Here is a 19173-nt window from a genome sequence, read left to right on the forward strand (position 1 = left end):
CACCCGGAGGTGGACAGCCCCTAGGGGTACCTCCGTCGCACGTCTCGGGGAGGGTTCGTACCGGCGGAGGAGGAGACCGGGCGGGTGGCGTCCTTAACCTGGCTTTACGCCGCCGACGGGTGGCGGACCTGACCCACGGGGGTGGGGTTTTCCCCCGCAGAAGACTGCGCTGGGCACCAGCGCGCGGGACCCCCCGCAACCACCAGACTCGACCACGTGAGCAGGACGGACAGGGCGGACAGGACGGACCGCTCACCGTTTCGACCGCCCGACCGCCCGACCGGCAGCACCGGGTGCGCACGCACCAGGGGAACGCACGTTCCACTCGTTTACTGACATAGGAGACATACCGTGACATCGGCTGTGACCATTCCCAGGCACGGGGGCACTGGAGGGCGTACGGCCGTTGCCGCACGGGCGCGGCAGGTCGTGAAGGCGTACGGGTCCGGGGAGACCCGGGTCGTCGCGCTCGACCACGTCGACGTGGACATCGTCCGCGGCCAGTTCACCGCGATCATGGGCCCCTCGGGGTCCGGCAAGTCCACCCTGATGCACTGCCTCGCCGGACTCGACACCGTGACGAGCGGTCAGATCCACCTGGACGAGACCGAGATCACCGGGCTGAAGGACAAGAAGCTCACGAAGCTGCGCCGGGACCGGATCGGTTTCATCTTCCAGGCGTTCAACCTGCTCCCGACGCTCAGCGCACTCGAGAACATCACGCTGCCCATGGACATCGCCGGCCGCAAGCCGGACCGGGCCTGGCTCGACCAGGTCATCGACACCGTCGGCCTCCGCGAGCGGCTGCGGCACCGGCCCAACCAGCTCTCCGGCGGCCAGCAGCAGCGGGTAGCGGTGGCCCGCGCCCTCGCCGCCCGGCCCGAGATCATCTTCGGCGACGAGCCGACGGGCAACCTCGACTCCCGGGCCGGCGCCGAGGTCCTCGGCTTCCTGCGCCGGTCCGTCGACGACCTCGGACAGACCATCGTGATGGTCACCCACGACCCGGTGGCCGCCTCCTACGCGGACCGTGTGCTGTACCTCGCCGACGGCCGGATCGTCGACGAGATGTTCCACCCGACCGCCGACACGGTCCTCGACCGCATGAAGGACTTCGACGCCCGGGGGCGTACGTCATGACCGTGCTCAGGACCTCGATGCGCAACTTCTTCGCGCACAAGGGGCGCATGGCCCTGTCGGCCGTGGCCGTCCTGCTGTCGGTCGCCTTCGTGTGCGGCACGCTGGTGTTCACCGACACGATGAACACCACCTTCGACAAGCTCTTCGCGGCGACGGCGTCCGACGTGACGGTCTCCCCGCAGGGAGCCAAGGCCGACGACACCCCGCAGAACGGCCGGCCCGCGTCACTCCCCGCCTCCGTGCTGGAGCGGGCGCGGACGGCACAGGGCGTCAAGTCCGCCGAAGGCGCGGTCAGTTCGTCGAGCGTGACCGTCGTCGACAGCCACAACGAGAACATGGGGTCGTCGACCGGCGCCCCGACCATCGCGGGCAACTGGACGCAGAACGAACTGCGTTCGATGGAGATCACCTCCGGGCACGCCCCGCGCGGCCCGGCCGAGACGATGGTCGACGCCGACACCGCCGACAAGCACCACCTGAAGATCGGGGACGAACTGCGCACCATCGCCGTCACCGGCGACTTCAAGGCGCGCATCGTCGGCATCGCCACCTTCAAGGTGACCAACCCCGGTGCGGCCGTCGTCTACTTCGACACCGCCACCTCGCAGCGCGAACTGCTGGGCGCCACCGGCCGGTTCACGAACATCAACGTCACCGCCGACGCCGGCGTCAGCGACACCCTGCTCAAGCGGAACGTCACCGCCACCCTCGGCGCCGGCACCTACAAGGTGCAGACGCAGAAGGAGAACGCGGACGAGAACCGCAGCAGCGTCGGCACGTTCATGGACGTCATCAAGTACGCCATGCTCGGCTTCGCCGGAATCGCCTTCCTGGTCGGCATCTTCCTCATCATCAACACCTTCTCGATGCTGGTCGCCCAGCGCACCCGCGAGATCGGGCTGATGCGCGCCATAGGCTCCTCCCGCAAGCAGGTCAACCGCTCGGTCCTGGTCGAGGCGCTGCTGCTCGGCGTCTTCGGCTCGGTCCTCGGCGTCGGCGCGGGCGTCGGCCTCGCGGTCGGCCTGATGAAGGTCATGTCGTCGATGGGCATGGAACTGTCCACGGACGACCTCACCGTGAAGTGGACGACCGCGGTCGCCGGCCTCGCGCTCGGCATCATCGTCACCGTCCTGGCCGCCTACGTCCCGGCCCGCCGCGCCGGCAAGGTCTCCCCGATGGCGGCGCTGCGTGACGCCGGCACCCCGGCGGACGGCAGGGCGGGCCTCGTCCGCGGCCTCGTCGGCCTGGTCCTCACCGGCGCCGGCGGCCTCGCCCTCTACGCGGCGGCCACCGCCGACAAGGCGAGCGACGGATCGCTGGTCCTGGCCGCGGGTGTCGTCCTCACCCTCATCGGGTTCGTGATCATCGGTCCGCTGCTCGCCGGCGGCGTGGTCCGCGTGCTCAGCGTGGTCCTGCTGCGGATGTTCGGCCCCGTGGGACGCATGGCCGAACGCAACGCGCTGCGCAACCCGCGCCGTACCGGCGCCACCGGCGCGGCCCTCATGATCGGCCTCGCCCTGGTCGCCTGTCTCTCGGTCGTCGGTTCCTCGATGGTGGCCTCCGCGACCGACGAACTGGACAGGTCGGTCGGCGTGGACTTCATCATCGAGGGCAACCAGCGGATCGTCCCGCAGGCCGAGAAGGCCGTCGAGTCCACGCCCGGCCTGGCGCACGTCACGCGCTACAAGGACCTGGACGCGAGGATGACCTCCCCGGACGGCAAGGCCGACACCGACGGCGTCACCGCCGCCGACCCCACGTACGCCCAGGACCTGCGCCGCAAGACGACCGCCGGCGACCTGGCCGCCGCCTACGGCAAGGACGCCATGTCGGTCGGCTCCGACTACGCCACCGAGCACCACGTCAAGGTCGGCGACACCCTGACCGTCGCCTTCAAGGGCGGCAGCACCGCCCGGCTGAAGGTCGCGGCGATCACCGACGACGACGTGGCCATCGACCAGGGCGCGCGGTACATCAGCCTCGACACCATGAAGAGGTACCTGCCCGCCGACAAGGTCCCGCCGAACCAGATCATGTTCGCCGAGGCCAAGGAGGGCGAGCAGAAGGCCGCCTACGCGGCGCTGAAGAAGTCCCTGGCCGCCTACCCGCAGTACGAGGTCCGCGACCAGACCGACTACAAGCAGGAACTGAAGGACCAGATCGGCCAGCTCCTGAACATGGTCTACGGCCTGCTGGCCCTCGCGATCATCGTGGCGGTCCTCGGTGTGGTGAACACGCTGGCGCTGTCGGTGGTGGAGCGGACCCGGGAGATCGGCCTGATGCGGGCGATCGGCCTCTCGCGCCGCCAGCTGCGCCGGATGATCCGCCTGGAGTCGGTGGTGATCGCCCTCTTCGGCGCCCTGCTCGGCCTCGGCCTCGGCATGGGCTGGGGGGCCACGGCACAGAAGCTGCTCGCCCTGCAGGGCCTGAAGGTCCTGGAGATCCCGTGGCCGACGATCATCGGGGTGTTCGTCGGGTCGGCGTTCGTCGGACTGTTCGCGGCCCTCATCCCGGCGTTCCGGGCGGGCCGGATGAACGTACTGAACGCGATCGCGACGGAGTAGCCACCGGCCGCGACCGCGGGGGGAGACGGGGGAGCGGGGGAGACGGGGGGAGCGGGGGAAATGGGCCCGGGGGGGGGGGGGGGGGGGGGGGGGGGGGGGGGGGGGGGGGGGGGGGGGGGGGGGCGAGGGGAGGATGGAAGAACACAGAACAACCCCCACCCCCCCCCCCCCCCCCCCCCCCCCCCCCCCCCCCCCCCCCCCCCCCCCCCCCCCCCCCCCCCCCCCCCCACCGCCGTGCGCGCCCACCGCGGGCGCCGGCGGCCGGGGCGTTGTCCACAGGCCCGACGGACGCGCGCGTGCCGTCGTACGCTGGAGGTTCCCCCGGCCCGCAGCGCGCGTCGGGCGATTCGCGTTGCCCACCCCCCGGACGAAAGCCGCCCCGAATGAGCCTGCACGGTCTGCTCGACGCCGTCGTCAAGGACACCGCCCTCGCCGAAGCGATCACCGCCGCCGGCGACGGCAACCGTATGCACGTCGACCTGATCGGCCCCGCCGCGGCCCGCCCCTTCGCGGTCGCCGCCCTCGCCCGCGAGACCGGCCGCACCGTGCTCGCCGTGACGGCCACCGGCCGGGAGGCCGAGGACCTCGCCGCCGCCCTGCGCACCCTGCTCCCCTCCGACGGCGTCGCGGAGTACCCGTCCTGGGAGACGCTCCCGCACGAACGGCTCAGCCCGCGCAGCGACACCGTCGGCCGCCGCCTCGCCGTTCTGCGCCGCCTGGCCCACCCGCGCGCCGACGACCCCGAGACCGGCCCGGTCTCCGTCGTCGTGGCCCCCGTGCGGTCCGTCCTCCAGCCGCAGGTCAAGGGCCTGGGCGACCTGGAGCCGGTGGCCCTCGCCACCGGACAGACCGCCGACCTGAACGCGATCGTGGAGGCCCTCGCCGCCGCCGCGTACGCGCGCGTGGAGCTCGTCGAGAAACGCGGCGAGTTCGCCGTCCGCGGCGGCATCCTGGACGTCTTCCCGCCCACCGAGGAACACCCGCTGCGCGTCGAGTTCTGGGGCGACGACGTCGAGGAGATCCGCTACTTCAAGGTGGCCGACCAGCGCTCCCTGGAGGTCGCCGACCACGGCCTGTGGGCGCCGCCCTGCCGCGAACTGCTCCTCACCGACGACGTGCGCGAGCGCGCGCGGGTCCTCGCCGAGCGGCACCCCGAACTCGGCGAGCTGCTCGGGAAGATCGCCGAGGGCATCGCCGTGGAGGGCATGGAGTCCCTCGCCCCCGTCCTGGTCGACGACATGGAACTGCTGCTCGACGTGCTGCCCAAGGGCACCATGACCGTCGTGTGCGATCCGGAGCGGGTGCGCACGCGCGCCTCCGACCTCGTGGCCACCAGCCAGGAGTTCCTCCAGGCGTCCTGGGCGGCCACCGCGGGCGGCGGCGAGGCACCCATCGACGTCGGCGCGGCCTCCCTGTGGTCCCTCGCGGACGTCCGTGACCGGGCCCGCGAGCTGGACATGATGTGGTGGTCGGTGTCGCCGTTCGCCGCGGACGACGAACTCGCCGCCCTCGACGGCGACACCCTCAAGCTCGGCATGCGCGCACCCGAGACCTACCGCGGGGACACGGCGAAGGCCCTCGCCGACACCAAGGGCTGGCTCGCCGACGGCTGGCGCACGGTGTACGTCACCGAGGGCCACGGCCCCGCCGCACGCACGGCCGAGGTGCTCGGCACCGAGGGCATCGCCGCCCGCCTCGACACCGACCTCGGAGAGATCGCCCCCGCCGTCGTGCACGTGGCGTGCGGCTCGATCGACTACGGCTTCGTGGACCCGGCGCTGAAACTGGCCGTGCTGACGGAGACCGACCTCTCCGGCCAGAAGGCGGCCGGCAAGGACGGCGCCCGCATGCCCGCCCGCCGCCGCAAGACCATCGACCCGCTCACCCTGGAGACCGGCGACTACATCGTCCACGAGCAGCACGGCGTCGGCCGCTACATCGAGATGGTGCAGCGCACCGTCCAGGGCGCCACCCGCGAGTACCTCGTCGTGGAGTACGCCCCCGCCAAGCGCGGCCAGCCGGGCGACCGCCTCTACATCCCCACCGACCAGCTGGAACAGATCACCAAGTACGTCGGCGGCGAGGCCCCCACCATGCACCGCCTGGGCGGCGCCGACTGGACGAAGACCAAGGCGCGCGCCAAGAAGGCCGTCAAGGAGATCGCCGCCGACCTCATCCGGCTGTACAGCGCGCGGATGGCGGCGCCCGGCCACGCCTTCGGCCCCGACACACCGTGGCAGCGCGAGCTGGAGGACGCCTTCCCGTACGTGGAGACCCCCGACCAGCTCACCACCATCGCCGAGGTCAAGGACGACATGGAGAAGACGGTCCCGATGGACCGCCTGATCTGCGGCGACGTCGGCTACGGCAAGACGGAGATCGCGGTCCGCGCCGCCTTCAAGGCCGTCCAGGACGGCAAGCAGGTCGCCGTGCTCGTGCCGACGACCCTGCTGGTGCAGCAGCACTTCGGCACGTTCGGCGAGCGGTACTCGCAGTTCCCGGTCAACGTGCGGGCACTGAGCCGCTTCCAGACCGACACCGAGGCGAAGGCGACCCTGGAGGGCCTCCGGGACGGCTCGGTGGACGTCGTCATCGGCACCCACCGCCTGTTCTCCTCCGAGACCAGGTTCAAGGACCTCGGCCTGGTCATCGTCGACGAGGAGCAGCGCTTCGGCGTCGAGCACAAGGAACAGCTGAAGAAGCTGCGCGCCAACGTCGACGTCCTGACCATGTCCGCGACCCCGATCCCCCGCACCCTGGAGATGGCGGTCACCGGCATCCGCGAGATGTCGACGATCACCACCCCGCCGGAGGAGCGCCACCCCGTCCTCACCTTCGTCGGGCCGTACGAGGAGAAGCAGATCGGCGCCGCCGTCCGCCGCGAACTGCTGCGCGAGGGCCAGGTCTTCTACATCCACAACCGGGTCGAGTCCATCGACCGCGCGGCCGCCCGGCTGCGCGAGATCGTCCCCGAGGCGCGCATCGCCACCGCGCACGGGCAGATGTCCGAACAGGCCCTGGAACAGGTGGTCGTCGACTTCTGGGAGAAGAAGTTCGACGTCCTCGTCTCCACCACGATCGTCGAGTCCGGCATCGACATCTCCAACGCGAACACGCTGATCGTGGAGCGCGGCGACAACTTCGGCCTCTCCCAACTGCACCAGCTGCGGGGGCGCGTGGGGCGTGGGCGGGAGCGTGGTTACGCCTACTTCCTCTACCCGCCGGAGAAGCCGCTGACGGAGACCGCCCACGAACGGCTCGCCACCATCGCCCAGCACACGGAGATGGGCGCCGGCATGTACGTGGCGATGAAGGACCTGGAGATCCGCGGCGCCGGCAACCTCCTCGGCGGCGAGCAGTCCGGCCACATCGCGGGCGTCGGCTTCGACCTGTACGTGCGGATGGTCGGCGAGGCCGTCGCGGACTACCGGGCCTCCCTGGAGGGCGGGGTCGAGGAGGAGCCGCCGCTCGAGGTCAAGATCGAGCTTCCCGTCGACGCCCACGTCCCGCACGACTACGCCCCCGGTGAGCGGCTGCGCCTTCAGGCCTACCGCGCCATCGCCTCCGTCAACACGGAGGAGGACATCAAGGCCGTACGCGAGGAACTCGTCGACCGCTACGGCAAGTTGCCCGAGCCGGTGGAGAACCTCCTGCTGGTGGCGGCCCTGCGCATGCTCGCGCGCGCGTGCGGGGTCGGCGAGGTCGTCCTCCAGGGCAACAACATCCGCTTCGCGCCGGTGGAACTGCGCGAGTCCCAGGAACTGCGGGTGAAGCGCCTCTACCCCGGGACCGTCATCAAGGCGACGGCCCACCAGCTCCTGGTCCCCCGCCCCAAGACGGCGAAGGTGGGCGGGAAGCCGCTGCTCGGGCGGGAGTTGCTGGGCTGGGTGGGGGAGTTCCTGACGTCGATCCTGGGGTCGTAGCGGGGCGTGGCGGGTCGCTTCCGCGGGGCCGTGTGGGGCGGGTTCCGCGCGGGGTGGTGCGGTGGTTCCCCGTGCGGGGTGGTGCGTTGGTGCGGGTCCCCCGCGGGGTGGTGCGCTGGTGCGGGTCCCCCGCGGGGTGGTGCGCTGGTGCGGGGCCCGTGCGGAGGTGCGGGGAGCGGCGTGAAGCCGTCCGTCGGAGGAGGTCCTCCGCGGACGGCTTCTGCTCCCCGGTCGTTCGCACCCTGTGGCCCGTGGCCCGTGGCCCGTGGCCCGTGGCCCGTGGCCCGTGGCCCGTGGCCCGTGGCCCGTGGCCCGTGGCCCGTGGCCCGTGGCCTGTGGCCTGTGGCCCGTGGCCTGTGGCCCGTGGCCCGTGTGAAGCGCCGTGGGTTTCCGTCAGTCTCCGGGGCTACGGCTGGTCGGGGCGGTCGCGGTCCATGCCGAGTGAGCCCTCGATCCGCTGTTGCCCGTCGTCGACCCGGCTCTCGTACTTGTTGCCCGTCCTGTCGTTGACCTGCTTTTCGGCGGCGTCGGACGCGTGCTTGCCCCGGTCGCCCTTCATCTGGTTCTTGAGCTTGTCGAGGATGCCCATCCAGAGCTCCTTCCGGAGGTGACTCACGAACGAGGATACGCGCCACTTGCGGCAGATGTCCCACTAAGGCCCGGTATGGTCTGGACCTCTCCGCCGCTACGGTGGGTCCAGCGAGAACCGCCCGCGCCGGGCGGGGCCGGGCAGAGCAAGGGGAGGGACGCGCAGTGATGCGTCTGAGGGGCGGGGCAGCCGTGGCTGTCGTCATGGTGTTCGCCGTCACCGGCTGCAAGGACCAGGCCCTGGGGTCCGGCGGACCCGAGGAGACGGCCGGGCCGGGTGGCGGAGGAGGTGCGGCCCTCACGGCCGCCGAGTCGCTCACGGTCAAGGGGCGGGCCCCCAAGACCGGTTACGACCGGGACCGGTTCGGCACCGCCTGGGCCGACACCGACTCCAACAGCTGCGACACCCGGGACGACATCCTCAAGCGTGACCTGGAGGACGTGAAGTTCACCGGCGGCACCTGCAAGGTGTCCTACGGCGCGCTCGACCCGGACCCGTACTCCGGCAAGACGGTGACCTATCGACGGGGCCGCAGTCAGGTCGACATCGACCATGTCGTCGCCCTGTCCGACGCCTGGCAGAAGGGCGCCAAGTACTGGGACGCCGGCAAGCGCATAGCCCTCGCCAACGACCCCCTCAACCTCATAGCGGTCGACGCGAGCACCAACCGCAGCAAGGGGGACGGCGACACCGCGACCTGGCTGCCGCCCAACAGGAAGTACCGCTGCACCTACGTCGCCGCGCAGGTCGCCGTGAAGAAGAAGTACAAACTGTGGGTCAGCTCCGCCGAACAGGCCGCGATGAAGAAGGTTCTCGCCGGCTGTCCGGGCCAGAAACTCCCGACCGGCGGCAACCCGACCGAGGCGCCGGCCCGCTTCCACGCCGACTGAGCGGACCGGGGCACACGCCCGCTTCCACGCCGACCTGGCGGACCGGGGCGCCGGAACGCCCCGGGGACGGTCTGGCTCAACCCCCCAGCGCGTCCAGGTCCACGATGTCGCCGCCGGGCTTCTTGGCCGGCACCGGCTTGTCGTAGTCGCTGAAGGTCAGGGTGCCCGGCTCCTTCGCCGACCTGTCGACGACCCGCAGCAGGTACGGCTTGCCCTCGGTGGCCACGTACAGCGTGTACCTGTCCTTGCCGTCCTTCTCGTTCAGGACGATCGCGGGCGTGCCGTCGACCGTGCCGGTCCTCCCGCGCGTCGCGTCCGAGTTCACGTCCTCGGCGCCGGCGAGGACCGTGTCCAGGTCGCAGAAGCCCGCGATGTCCTTGGCGTCCTTGCCCGTCGCGGACATCCTGGTCCACTTGCCGGCCAGCAGGGACACCGCCGCGTCGACGTCCGCCTTCGCCTCCCCCTTGCTCTGCGCGCGCAGGAACGCCTCGTCGTACTTCATGTAGACGGTGTCACCGGTCTTGACCAACTCGGCCTGACCCTGGCCACCCATGCTCATCGTGCCGGCGCACTCGCCCGCGGTGTTCACGGCCATGTCGATGCGGATCGTGCCGTCGCTCCCGGAGTCGACGACGTCGCCCTTCATGCGCAGCGACGAAGCGCCGGTGGTGGCCTTGACGGCCCGGTCGGCTATCTCGCCGCCGCTGAGCCCGGCGAACGGCTCCTGCCCCTTGCCGGACCCGCCCGACGAGCCCGAACCGCCCGCGGAGTTCGCCTTGCTGTCCGCGTCGTCCTGGCCGGGCAGGCAGCCGGTGAGTCCCGTGGTGGCCGCGGCGGCGAGGCAGAGAGCGGCGAGGGCGGTGCGACGCATGGCAGGTCCCTAGGTGAGGTGGCGTGTGGGTGGGGGTGACGCGGAGTTGAGGTGACGCGGCGAGGGCGGCCGTCGTTGGTCAACAGCCGCGTTGTCGTTCGCTGGGTCAATCACATCAGAGCGTGTGAACCGAGTCAACATCGTTCACGGATTTTCGCGTGTACACGGTCGTGAAGGGGTAGATCCTGCATACGTCGTTATGCTCGGCGTCACACACGGGTGCCCGGGCGGATCGACCGCGGCGGAACGCCCACGGGATGAGGGGAGCGGGGCGCGTGCAGGACAACGCCACCGAGGTCACCGCCGCCGGAATCGCACGGCTCGCCGGTGTCGGCCGCGCGGCCGTCAGCAACTGGCGCCGCCGCCACGCCGACTTCCCCAAACCGGTCGGCGGCACCGAGACGAGCCCCTCCTTCGCCCTCGCCGAGGTCGAGTCATGGCTGCGCCGCCAGGGCAAGCTGGCCGAGGTCCCCCTGCGGGAACGCGTCTGGCAACAGGTCTCCGGCCACCCCGAGGGGCCGGTCACCGCCCTCACCCACGTCGGCTGCGTCCTGCTGCTCATCCACGACCGCCCCACCGACTGGCTGGAGGTCGCCGCCGGCTCCGACGAACGTCTCGCCGCGATGCTGCCGGCCGCGCTGCGGCAGGTGCTGACACCGCGCTTCGGGGCGGCCGGCAGGCGTGCGGCGCCGGGCGTGAACGGCTCGGTGGGTGTGAACGAGCCGGTCGGTGTGAACACTCCGGCCACCGTTCACGACCCCAGCACCGTTCACGACCCCAGCACCGTTCACGACCCCAGCACCGTTCGCGACTCCGCCCCTGTGAACCCCGCCTACGCCGTGAACGGCCGTACCGCCGCGAACGAGCGAGTCGCCGCGAACGAGCGAGCCGCTGTGAACACCCCCACCCCAGTTCACACCACCGGCCCCGCCCCCGCCCTCCACCCCCCCACCGGCCCCGAACTCCTCCCCTCCGTCCCCCTCCTGCGCGGCGCCGCCGAACTCGCCGCCGAGCTGGGCGCGCGGCGGACCTTCGAGTTCCTGCTCGGCCGGTATCTCGACGCCAACCCGCGCCAGTACACGCTCACCCCCGCCGAACTCGCCGGGCTCATGGCCGACCTGGCCGGCCCCGCCCGCACCGTCCTCGACCCAGCCTGCGGCACCGGTGCCCTGCTGCGCGCCGTAACCCCCAGCACCGGCCAGCAGCTCCACGCCCAGGACAGTGCCCCCGACCTCGCCGCGCTCACCGCGCTGCGGCTCGCGCTGCACACCCCGGCCGCAGTGCGCGGCGCCGTCGGCGACACCCTGCGGGCCGACGCCTTCCCCCGGCTGCGCGCCGACGCCGTCCTGTGCCATCCGCCCTTCAACGAGCGCAACTGGGGGCACGACGAACTCGCCTACGACCCCCGCTGGGAGTACGGCTTCCCGGCCCGTACCGAGTCCGAGCTGGCCTGGGTGCAGCACGCGCTCGCCCGCCTCACCGACGGTGGCACCGCCGTCCTGCTGATGCCGCCGGCCGCCGCGTCCCGCCGGTCGGGGCGCCGTATCCGGGCCGACCTGCTGCGCCGGGGTGCGCTGCGCGCCGTCATCGCGCTGCCCGTCGGTGCCGCGCCGCCCTACAACATCCCGCTGCACCTGTGGGTGCTGCGCCGGCCGGAGAAGGCCCCCGCGCAGCCCGAGGTGCTGCTCGCCGACACGGGACGGTTCGCCACCGAGGGACGCGGGGGACCCGACTGGCGGGCGGTGCGGGACGCCGTTCTCGGGGCGTGGCGACCCTTCGACCGCGCGGGCCGGCTCGACGAACAGCCCGGCGTGGCGCGCTCGGTGCCCGTCATCGACCTCCTCGACGACGACGTGGACCTCGCCCCGGCCCGTCATCTGCCGCCCGCCACGGCGGCCGAGGGCGCCGAACAGCTGACGGCCGTACGGGAGCGTCTCGGTGAGACCCTCCAGCGGATCGCCGGTCTCACCCCGCCGCCCGTGGACGCGGTGAGGCTCGCGCGCCGGCCGTTCACCACCGTCGGTGAACTCGCGCGCGGGGCAGCCCTGGTGATGCTGACGGGCGGAACCGGCGGGCCCGCGCGCGTGCGCGTGCTCACCGACAGCGACGTCCTCGCCGGAACCGACCCCTCCGGCTCGTTGCCGCAGAGCGACGAGGACGCGGTGCTCACGGAGGTGGGCGATGTGGTCGTCCCGGTGCTCGGCGGTGGTTCCGTGGCGCGCGTGATCGACGGGGCCACGGCGGGAGCGGCCCTCGGGCGCAACCTCGTGCTGCTGCGCCCCGACCCGGCGGCGCTGGACCCGTGGTTCCTCGCCGGGTTCCTGCGCGGTACCGCCAACAACCGTCAGGCCAGCAGTTACGCGTCCACCGCGACCCGGCTCGACGTGCGCCGCCTCCAGTTGCCGAGGGCGCCGCTGGAGGAACAGCGGCGCTACGGCGCGCGCTTCCGCGCCCTGGACGAGTTCGAGCGGGCGCTCAGGCAGGCGGGACGGCTCGGGGAGCAGCTCGTACGCGGAATGTACGACGGCCTCACGGACGGTACGGTCGCACCGGACTGAGGCGCCGGGCACGGCTCGTGATCAGTGCCACAACGGTTCGGTACAACCCCAGGCCAGTTGTCCGTGTCGGCCTATACGCTCGAAGCGACATTCGCACGACCGTCGTTGCCGCCCGGTGCGCGCCGGCGACGGTCGCCCTCGTACGCCCACTTCAGGCATCAGGAGCAGCCATGCAAGGCCACGGCTACAGGCAGCCGGCGAAGCAGCCCCCGTCGACGGGCGTGCTGGTTCTCCTGCGCGTGGTCTTCGTGGTGGTCTCCGTGTGCAGTTTCGGCATGCTGACCTGGGTGATGCTGCTGCGCCTGGCCATCGTGACCCGCAAGGCGCTGGACTGGGGCCTGTTGGCGGCGTCGATCGTGCTGGAGGGCCTCGGCCTGTACCTGCTCGGTTCGGAGTCCGGCGAGGAGATCCACACCCCGAGCGGCTGGCTGGGCCTGGTGCTGCTCCTGGGCACGCTGGTGGTCGCCGTCTCGTACTTCCTCGCGGCGGACATACGCCACTTCCAGCGGCAGCAGTACGCCGGGTACGGGCCGCAGGGGCCGCCGGCCGGGCCGTCGTACGGCTATCCGCAGGCCCAGCCGCAGCCGCCCTACCCGGCCGCGACCGTGCCGCAGTCCCCGTCCCCGATGCCGCACACCCCCGTGCCGCACACCCCCGTGCCGCACACCGCGGTGCCGCACACCCCCGTGCCGGTGCCGCAGCAGCCGCTGACCACCCCGCCCCCGCCCCAGCGCCCGGCGCCCGTGCGCATCGACCAGGTGCGTGCCGAGCTCGACGAGCTGAGCGACTACCTCCGCCGGCACGACAGCCGGTCCGACGGCCCGCGCGACGGACACCCGGACGCCCGGCCCGAGGGCGGACGATGACCGTGGCGGCCGGGCGGACCGTCGCCGACCGCTACGAACTGTCCACGCTCATCGGACAGGGCGGCATGGGCCAGGTCTGGACGGCGTACGACCAGCGGCTGGACCGGCGCGTGGCGGTGAAGCTGCTGCGTCCCGACAAGGTGGCGGGCCAGGAGGCCGACGAACTGCGCCGCCGCTTCGTGCGCGAGTGCCGGGTGACCGCGCAGGTCGACCACCCCGGACTGGTCACGGTGCACGACGCGGGCAGAGAGGGCGAGGAGTTGTTCCTCGTCATGCAGTACGTCGACGGCGCGGACCTGTCCGACCATCTCGCCGAGCACGACCCGTACCCGTGGCAGTGGGCGGTGGCGGTGGCCGCGCAACTGTGCGCCGTGCTCAGCGCCGTGCACGCGGTGCCGATCGTCCACCGCGACCTCAAGCCGCGCAACGTGATGGTGAAGCAGGACGGCACGGTCACGGTCCTCGACCTCGGTGTCGCCTCCGTCATGGACACCGACACCACCCGCCTGACGCACACCGGTTCACCGATCGGCTCGCCCGCCTACATGGCTCCCGAGCAGGCGATGGGCGGCGCGGTCGGCCCGTACACCGACCTGTACGCGCTCGGTGTGCTGCTGCACGAACTCCTCAGCGGGGACGTGCCGTTCGCGGGGTCCACGGCGCTCGGGGTGCTGCACCGGCACCTGTACGAACCGCCGCTGCCCGTGCGCCGGGTGCGCGCGGAGGTGCCCGAGGCGCTCGAAGCGCTCGTGCTGCGGCTGCTCGCGAAGGACCCGCAGCACCGTCCCGCGTCCGCGCAGGAGGTGTACGAGCACCTCGCGCTGCTGCTGCCCGCGCGCGGGACGCCGACCGGGGCGCCGCTCGATCCCACGCGCCCGTTCCTGCGCCCGCACGCCCCCTGGCCGGACCTCGCGCGCACACCGGCGCCGCAGCCGGCTCCCGTGGCGTCCGCCGCGCCGGTCGCGGAGAAACCCGATGTGGCCCGGGCCGTCGACGACGTCAAGCGCCTGCTCGGCGAGGGCCGGATCACCCAGGCCGTCGACATCCTCGGCGCGATCCTGCCCGCCGCGGCCGAACAGCACGGCGAGCACTCCCCGGTCGTACGGACGCTGCGCAAGCAGTACGCGGCGACGCTGATGGACGACGGCCAGTACCGGCGCGCGCTGCCCGAACTGCGCCGCCTCGCCGACGAACGCGCCACCGAGGCCGGCCGGTCCGACCCGCAGTCCCTGCGCTTCCGCTACGAGGCCGCGCAGTGTCTGGAGCAGCTCGGCGAACCGGCGGCGGCGCTCGCCGAGTACCGCGCGCTGCTGCCGTACTACGAGAACCAGTACGTGGCCGGCGGCCCGGAGCTCTCGCACGACGTCCGCCGCCGTATCGGGCACCTGCTCCTCGCCCTCGGTGACCGCGCCGCCGCGCACGACACGCTGGGCCGGCTGCTGCACGACGTGGAGCGCCACCAGGGCCCGGGAAACCCGCTGGCGCTGGAGATCCGCCGGACCCTCCAGTGGCTTGGTCAGGTGCGCGGCTAGATTTACGTACCGCGGGCACCGCGCCGCAGGCAGGCAACGCGAGCACCACGCGCACTACACGCACCACACGCACCACACGCACCGCCGTATCGCACACATCGCTCAACCGAGACACACCAGGGGTGGGTTCGTCCATGTCCAGCCATCGTCAGTCGAAGAAGCGCAGATACCTCACCTGGGGTGTCGCCGGTGCCGCCGTCGTCGCCGGGGCCGGGATCGCCGCGCAGACGTCCATGGCCGCCACGACCTGGCCCGCGCAGCGCACGTTCACCGGCCGTGCCTTCGACGCCTGCACGGCGCCCTCCCTCGCCGCGATGAAGGCGTGGAACACCGGTTTCTACGGTGCCGCCGCGGTCTACGTCGGCGGCAAGAACCGCGGCTGCACGCAGGCCAACCTCACCGCGTCCTGGGTGAAGTCCGTCAGCGCGGCCGGCTGGAAGCTCATCCCGCTGTACGTCGGCGCCCAGCCGTCCTGCCAGAGCGGCTCCAGCCCCGAGAAGATGACGACCGCCACCGCCGCCTCCCTCGGCACGAGCGACGCGGCCGACGCCGTGGCCAAGGCGTCCGCCCTCGGGATGAAGGCCGGCAGCCCGGTCTACCTCGACATGGAGGCGTACGACATCACGAACAAGGCGTGCAACGACGCGGTCCTCACCTACGTCCGCGCCTTCGACAAGGCCCTGCGCGCCAAGACGTACCGCAGCGGCTACTACGGCTTCACCAGCTCCAGCGCGAAGGCGATCGCGAACGCCACCGACAGGACCGACCTGCCGGGCAACATGTGGTACGCGCTGTGGGACAAGAAGAACACCACCACCACGGACTGGCCGTTCACGGCCACGCAGTGGACCGACCACAGCCGCGGCCACCAGTACATGGTCAACAGCAAGGAGACCCGCGGCGGTTACACGATCACCGTGGACCGCGACGCGTGGGACGGCCCGGTGGCCATCACCGGCTGAGCACCGGCTGAGCACCGGCGGACGGTCCGCGGGCCACCGGCGGGTGACCCGAGGGAGCCCGGCCGAGCGGGTGCGGGCGCGGCGGTGCCCGAAGTCCCGGTGAATCGTTGGTCGAATGGGTTGGCCAGAGCCTGGCCACTGCCTACCATCGATCACCGCAAGACTTTGTGCACCGTCGCACAATCTCCTCGGGAGGCTTCCTTGCACCGCCGCCGTCGCACCGCGCTCGTCCTCTCCGCCGCGATCGTCGCCGCGGCCCCCGTCCTGACCGCGTGCGCGAGCGACGCGCATCCCGGGGCGGCGGCCGTGGTCGGAGGTCAGCGGATCACCGTCGCCCAGCTGGAGAACCGGGTGGACGAGGTGCGCGAGGCCCAGCGGGCGGCCGTGCCGGACGACGCCCAGTACGAGCAGGCCATCGCGAAGACCGGCACGCTCACCCGCGACACCCTGCACGGGATGGTCCTGGACCGGGTGCTGCACCGCGCCGCCGGGGACGCGGGCGTGACCGTCACCCGCAAGGAGATCCAGCGGATGCGCAGCGGCCTGGAGCAGCAGGCCGGCGGCCCCAGGGCGCTGGAGACGGCCTGGCTCCAGCAGTACGGCATTCCGCCGCAGCGCCTCGACGACAACCTCCGCCTCCAGCTGGAGGCCCAGAAACTCGCCGCGGCGCTCGGCACCCAGACCAGCCGGCCGGAGTTCTGGAAGGCCCTGTCCAAGGCGTCCGAGGCCCTGAAGGTCGACCTCAATCCCCGCTACGGCAGCTGGGACGTCCAGAAGAGCAGCCGCGTCGACGCGAAGACGCCCTGGGTGCGCGAGGTCACGGCGACGGACACGCAGCAGACGGCGTAACGGTTCGCCGGGGCTCCCGTCCCTGTGGACGGCCCCGGTGCTGTCGGTGGCGTGGGTTACGTTCGGAGGGTGAACGCAACCACCCCAGAAGGCGCGACCAGCCCAGTAGGCGCGACCACCCCAGAAGGCGCGACCAGCTCCGCCACCGGCCGCGTCGTCCTGCTCACCACCAGCCACCGTGTCGCGCCCGGTCTGCTGTCCTGGCCGGCCTGGGAGGCGTTGCGGGCGGCCGACCGGGTGCTGTGCGGGGACGGCGCGCACCCGCAACTGCCGTATCTGCGCGAGGCCGGGATCGCCGTCGACGAGGTGGCGCCGTCCGCCGAGGAACTGGTCGCGGCCTGCGCCGGCGGGCGCACGGTCGCCGTGGTCGCGACGGGTGAGGGGGAGCCGGCCCTGACCGACGGCCTGGCCCGGCTGGCCGGCTCGGGCCGGGTCGCGATGCCGGAGCTGGAACTGCTGCCCGCCTCCTACGACCTGCCCGGTGCCCGGCTGCTGGACCTCGTGCAGGTCATGGACCGCATCCGGGTCGAATGCCCCTGGTCGTCCCGCCAGACCCACGAGGGCCTGGCGAAGTACGGCATCGAGGAGGCGTACGAACTCGTCGAGGCGATCGAGGACGGCGACCGCGCGGAACTGCGCGAGGAACTGGGCGACGTGCTGCTCCAGGTCGTCTTCCACGCCCGTATCGCCGAGGAGGGCGACCCGCGGGACGGTTCGGACGCCTTCTCCATCGACGACGTGGCCGCCGGTATCGTCGCCAAGCTCATCCACCGCCACCCGCACGTCTTCGGGGACGAGACCGCCACGACCCCCGAGGAGGTCAAGGCGCACTGGCTGCGCACCAAGGCGGTGGAGAAGCGGCGCACCTCGCTGACCGAGGGCGTCCCGCTCGGGCAGCCGGGCCTGGCGCTCGCCGCGAAGCTGGCCTCACGGGTGCGGACGGCGGGACTCGAGGTACCGCTGCCGAGGGGGGAGGGCGCCGGGTACGAACTGCTCGCGCTGGCGGTGCGCGCCGAGGCGGCGGGCGTGGACCCGGAGGCGGCGCTGCGGGCGGCGGCCCGCGCCTACCGGGACGCGGTGCGGGTCGCGGAGGGCGTGGACCGGGAGCCGGCCGCGCCGGATACCGTCGGGGAGTGACCGACCAGCCCCCGCCCACGCCCCCCGCACCCGACCTCTTCACCTGGGAGTTCGCCGCCGACCCCTACCCGGCGTACGCCTGGCTGCGCGAGCACGCCCCCGTGCACCGCACGCGGCTGCCGAGCGGTGTGGAGGCATGGCTGGTCACCCGGTACGCGGACGCCCGACAGGCCCTCGCCGACCCGCGGCTCAGCAAGAACCCGGCGCATCACGACGAGCCCGCGCACGCGCGCGGCAAGACCGGCATCCCGGGTGAGCGCAAGGCCGAGCTCATGACCCATCTGCTGAACATCGACCCGCCGGACCACACCCGGCTCCGGCGGCTGGTCTCCAAGGCGTTCACTCCGCGGCGGGTCGCCGAGTTCGCCCCCCGGGTCCAGGAACTCACCGACCAGCTCATCGACGGGTTCGCGGAGCGCGGCTCAGCGGACCTCATCCACGAGTTCGCCTTCCCGCTGCCCATCTACGCGATCTGCGACCTGCTCGGCGTCCCCGGAGAAGACCAGGACGACTTCCGGGACTGGGCGGGCATGATGATCCGGCACGGCGGCGGCCCGCGGGGCGGGGTGGCGCGGTCGGTGAAGAAGATGCGGAACTATCTCGCCGAGCTGATCCACCGCAAGCGCGCGGCGCTGCCCGCCGAGGCGGGGCCGGGCGAGGACCTCATCTCCGCGCTGATCCGCGCCTCCGACCACGGCGAGCACCTCAGCGAGAACGAGGCGGCGGCCATGGCGTTCATCCTTCTCTTCGCCGGGTTCGAGACCACCGTCAACCTCATCGGCAACGGCGTGTACGCGCTGCTGAACCATCCGGGGCAGCGCACCCGCCTCCAGGAGTCCCTCGCCGCCGGCAACAGGGGCCTGTTGGAGACGGGGGTGGAGGAACTCCTGCGCTACGACGGCCCGGTGGAGCTCGCGACCTGGCGGTTCGCGACCGGGTCGCTGACCCTCGGCGGGCAGGACATCGCGGCGGGTGACCCCGTCCTCGTGGTCCTCGCGGCCGCGGACCGGGACCCGGAGCGGTTCGCCGATCCGGACGTGCTCGACCTCGGGCGGCGGGACAACCAGCATCTCGGGTACGGCCATGGCATCCACTACTGTCTCGGCGCCCCGCTCGCCCGGCTGGAGGGCCAGAGCGCGATCGGCACGCTCCTCACCCGGCTGCCGGACCTGCAACTGGGTGTGGATCCGGCCGACTTGCGGTGGCGGGGCGGCCTCATCATGCGCGGACTGCGTACGCTGCCGGTGGAGTTCACGCCCCGTGGATGACTGCTCCCACCTGCGTAAAGGTGA

The 19173-nt window shown here is 72.3% G+C and carries 13 protein-coding genes; 11 read left to right on the top strand and 2 right to left on the bottom strand.

What is annotated here, in order from left to right; all coding sequences use genetic code 11:
• Positions 1–351 precede the first annotated feature (351 nt).
• The 3 genes from AC07AZ_RS23525 to mfd all read left to right on the top strand — a co-directional run bounded on the left by AC07AZ_RS23525 (position 352) and on the right by mfd (position 7627).
• Entirely contained in the window at positions 352–1140 is a 789-nt protein-coding gene (locus AC07AZ_RS23525) for an ABC transporter ATP-binding protein (protein ID WP_478850793.1), read from the top strand.
• Complete coding sequence (locus AC07AZ_RS23530) at positions 1137–3704, top strand: ABC transporter permease (RefSeq protein ID WP_478850795.1); 2568 nt, start codon at positions 1137–1139, stop codon at positions 3702–3704. Before AC07AZ_RS23525 ends, AC07AZ_RS23530 begins: the two co-directional genes overlap by 4 nt.
• A 383-nt stretch (positions 3705–4087) precedes the next feature.
• Positions 4088–7627, top strand: coding sequence for a transcription-repair coupling factor (gene mfd / locus AC07AZ_RS23535; RefSeq protein ID WP_478850798.1), 3540 nt, complete (start codon positions 4088–4090; stop codon positions 7625–7627).
• A 406-nt stretch (positions 7628–8033) separates the two neighbouring features.
• Here mfd and AC07AZ_RS23540 read toward each other — a convergent pair whose 3' ends face one another.
• Positions 8034–8216, bottom strand: coding sequence for an Rv0909 family putative TA system antitoxin (locus AC07AZ_RS23540; protein WP_478850800.1), 183 nt, complete (start codon positions 8214–8216; stop codon positions 8034–8036).
• Between the two features lie 167 nt (positions 8217–8383).
• Between AC07AZ_RS23540 and AC07AZ_RS23545 the strand changes: the two genes are divergently transcribed.
• On the top strand, positions 8384–9106 hold the full coding sequence (locus tag AC07AZ_RS23545; protein ID WP_478850802.1) for an HNH endonuclease family protein: 723 nt from the start codon (positions 8384–8386) through the stop codon (positions 9104–9106).
• Positions 9107–9182: 76 nt separating this feature from the next.
• Here AC07AZ_RS23545 and AC07AZ_RS23550 read toward each other — a convergent pair whose 3' ends face one another.
• A complete protein-coding gene (locus AC07AZ_RS23550; protein ID WP_478850804.1) occupies positions 9183–9977 on the bottom strand; it encodes a LolA-like protein in 795 nt (264 codons plus the stop codon).
• Between the two features lie 275 nt (positions 9978–10252).
• Between AC07AZ_RS23550 and AC07AZ_RS23555 the strand changes: the two genes are divergently transcribed.
• The 7 genes from AC07AZ_RS23555 to AC07AZ_RS23585 all read left to right on the top strand — a co-directional run bounded on the left by AC07AZ_RS23555 (position 10253) and on the right by AC07AZ_RS23585 (position 19149).
• Positions 10253–12535: an N-6 DNA methylase gene (locus AC07AZ_RS23555; RefSeq protein ID WP_478850806.1), complete on the top strand. Its 2283-nt coding sequence runs from the start codon at positions 10253–10255 to the stop codon at positions 12533–12535.
• A 170-nt stretch (positions 12536–12705) separates the two neighbouring features.
• Positions 12706–13401 carry a hypothetical protein gene (locus AC07AZ_RS23560; protein ID WP_478850808.1) on the top strand — a complete coding sequence of 232 codons (696 nt, stop codon included), beginning with the start codon at positions 12706–12708 and terminating at the stop codon, positions 13399–13401.
• On the top strand, positions 13398–14933 hold the full coding sequence (locus AC07AZ_RS23565) for a protein kinase domain-containing protein (RefSeq protein ID WP_478850810.1): 1536 nt from the start codon (positions 13398–13400) through the stop codon (positions 14931–14933). The genes AC07AZ_RS23560 and AC07AZ_RS23565 overlap by 4 nt, the downstream gene beginning before the upstream one ends.
• Positions 14934–15067: 134 nt before the next feature.
• Positions 15068–15895 carry a glycoside hydrolase domain-containing protein gene (locus tag AC07AZ_RS23570; protein ID WP_478850812.1) on the top strand — a complete coding sequence of 276 codons (828 nt, stop codon included), beginning with the start codon at positions 15068–15070 and terminating at the stop codon, positions 15893–15895.
• Between the two features lie 201 nt (positions 15896–16096).
• The gene (locus AC07AZ_RS23575) at positions 16097–16744 is read left to right on the top strand and encodes a SurA N-terminal domain-containing protein (RefSeq protein ID WP_478850814.1); all 648 of its coding nucleotides are present in this window, start codon (positions 16097–16099) and stop codon (positions 16742–16744) included.
• Between the two features lie 51 nt (positions 16745–16795).
• Entirely contained in the window at positions 16796–17881 is a 1086-nt protein-coding gene (locus AC07AZ_RS23580; RefSeq protein WP_478850816.1) for a nucleoside triphosphate pyrophosphohydrolase, read from the top strand.
• Positions 17878–19149, top strand: a complete 1272-nt coding sequence (locus AC07AZ_RS23585) for a cytochrome P450 family protein (protein ID WP_478850818.1) — start codon at positions 17878–17880, stop codon at positions 19147–19149. The genes AC07AZ_RS23580 and AC07AZ_RS23585 overlap by 4 nt, the downstream gene beginning before the upstream one ends.
• Positions 19150–19173 lie beyond the last annotated feature (24 nt).

It is taken from the genome of Streptomyces sp. NPDC043878 (genome assembly GCF_056435735.1).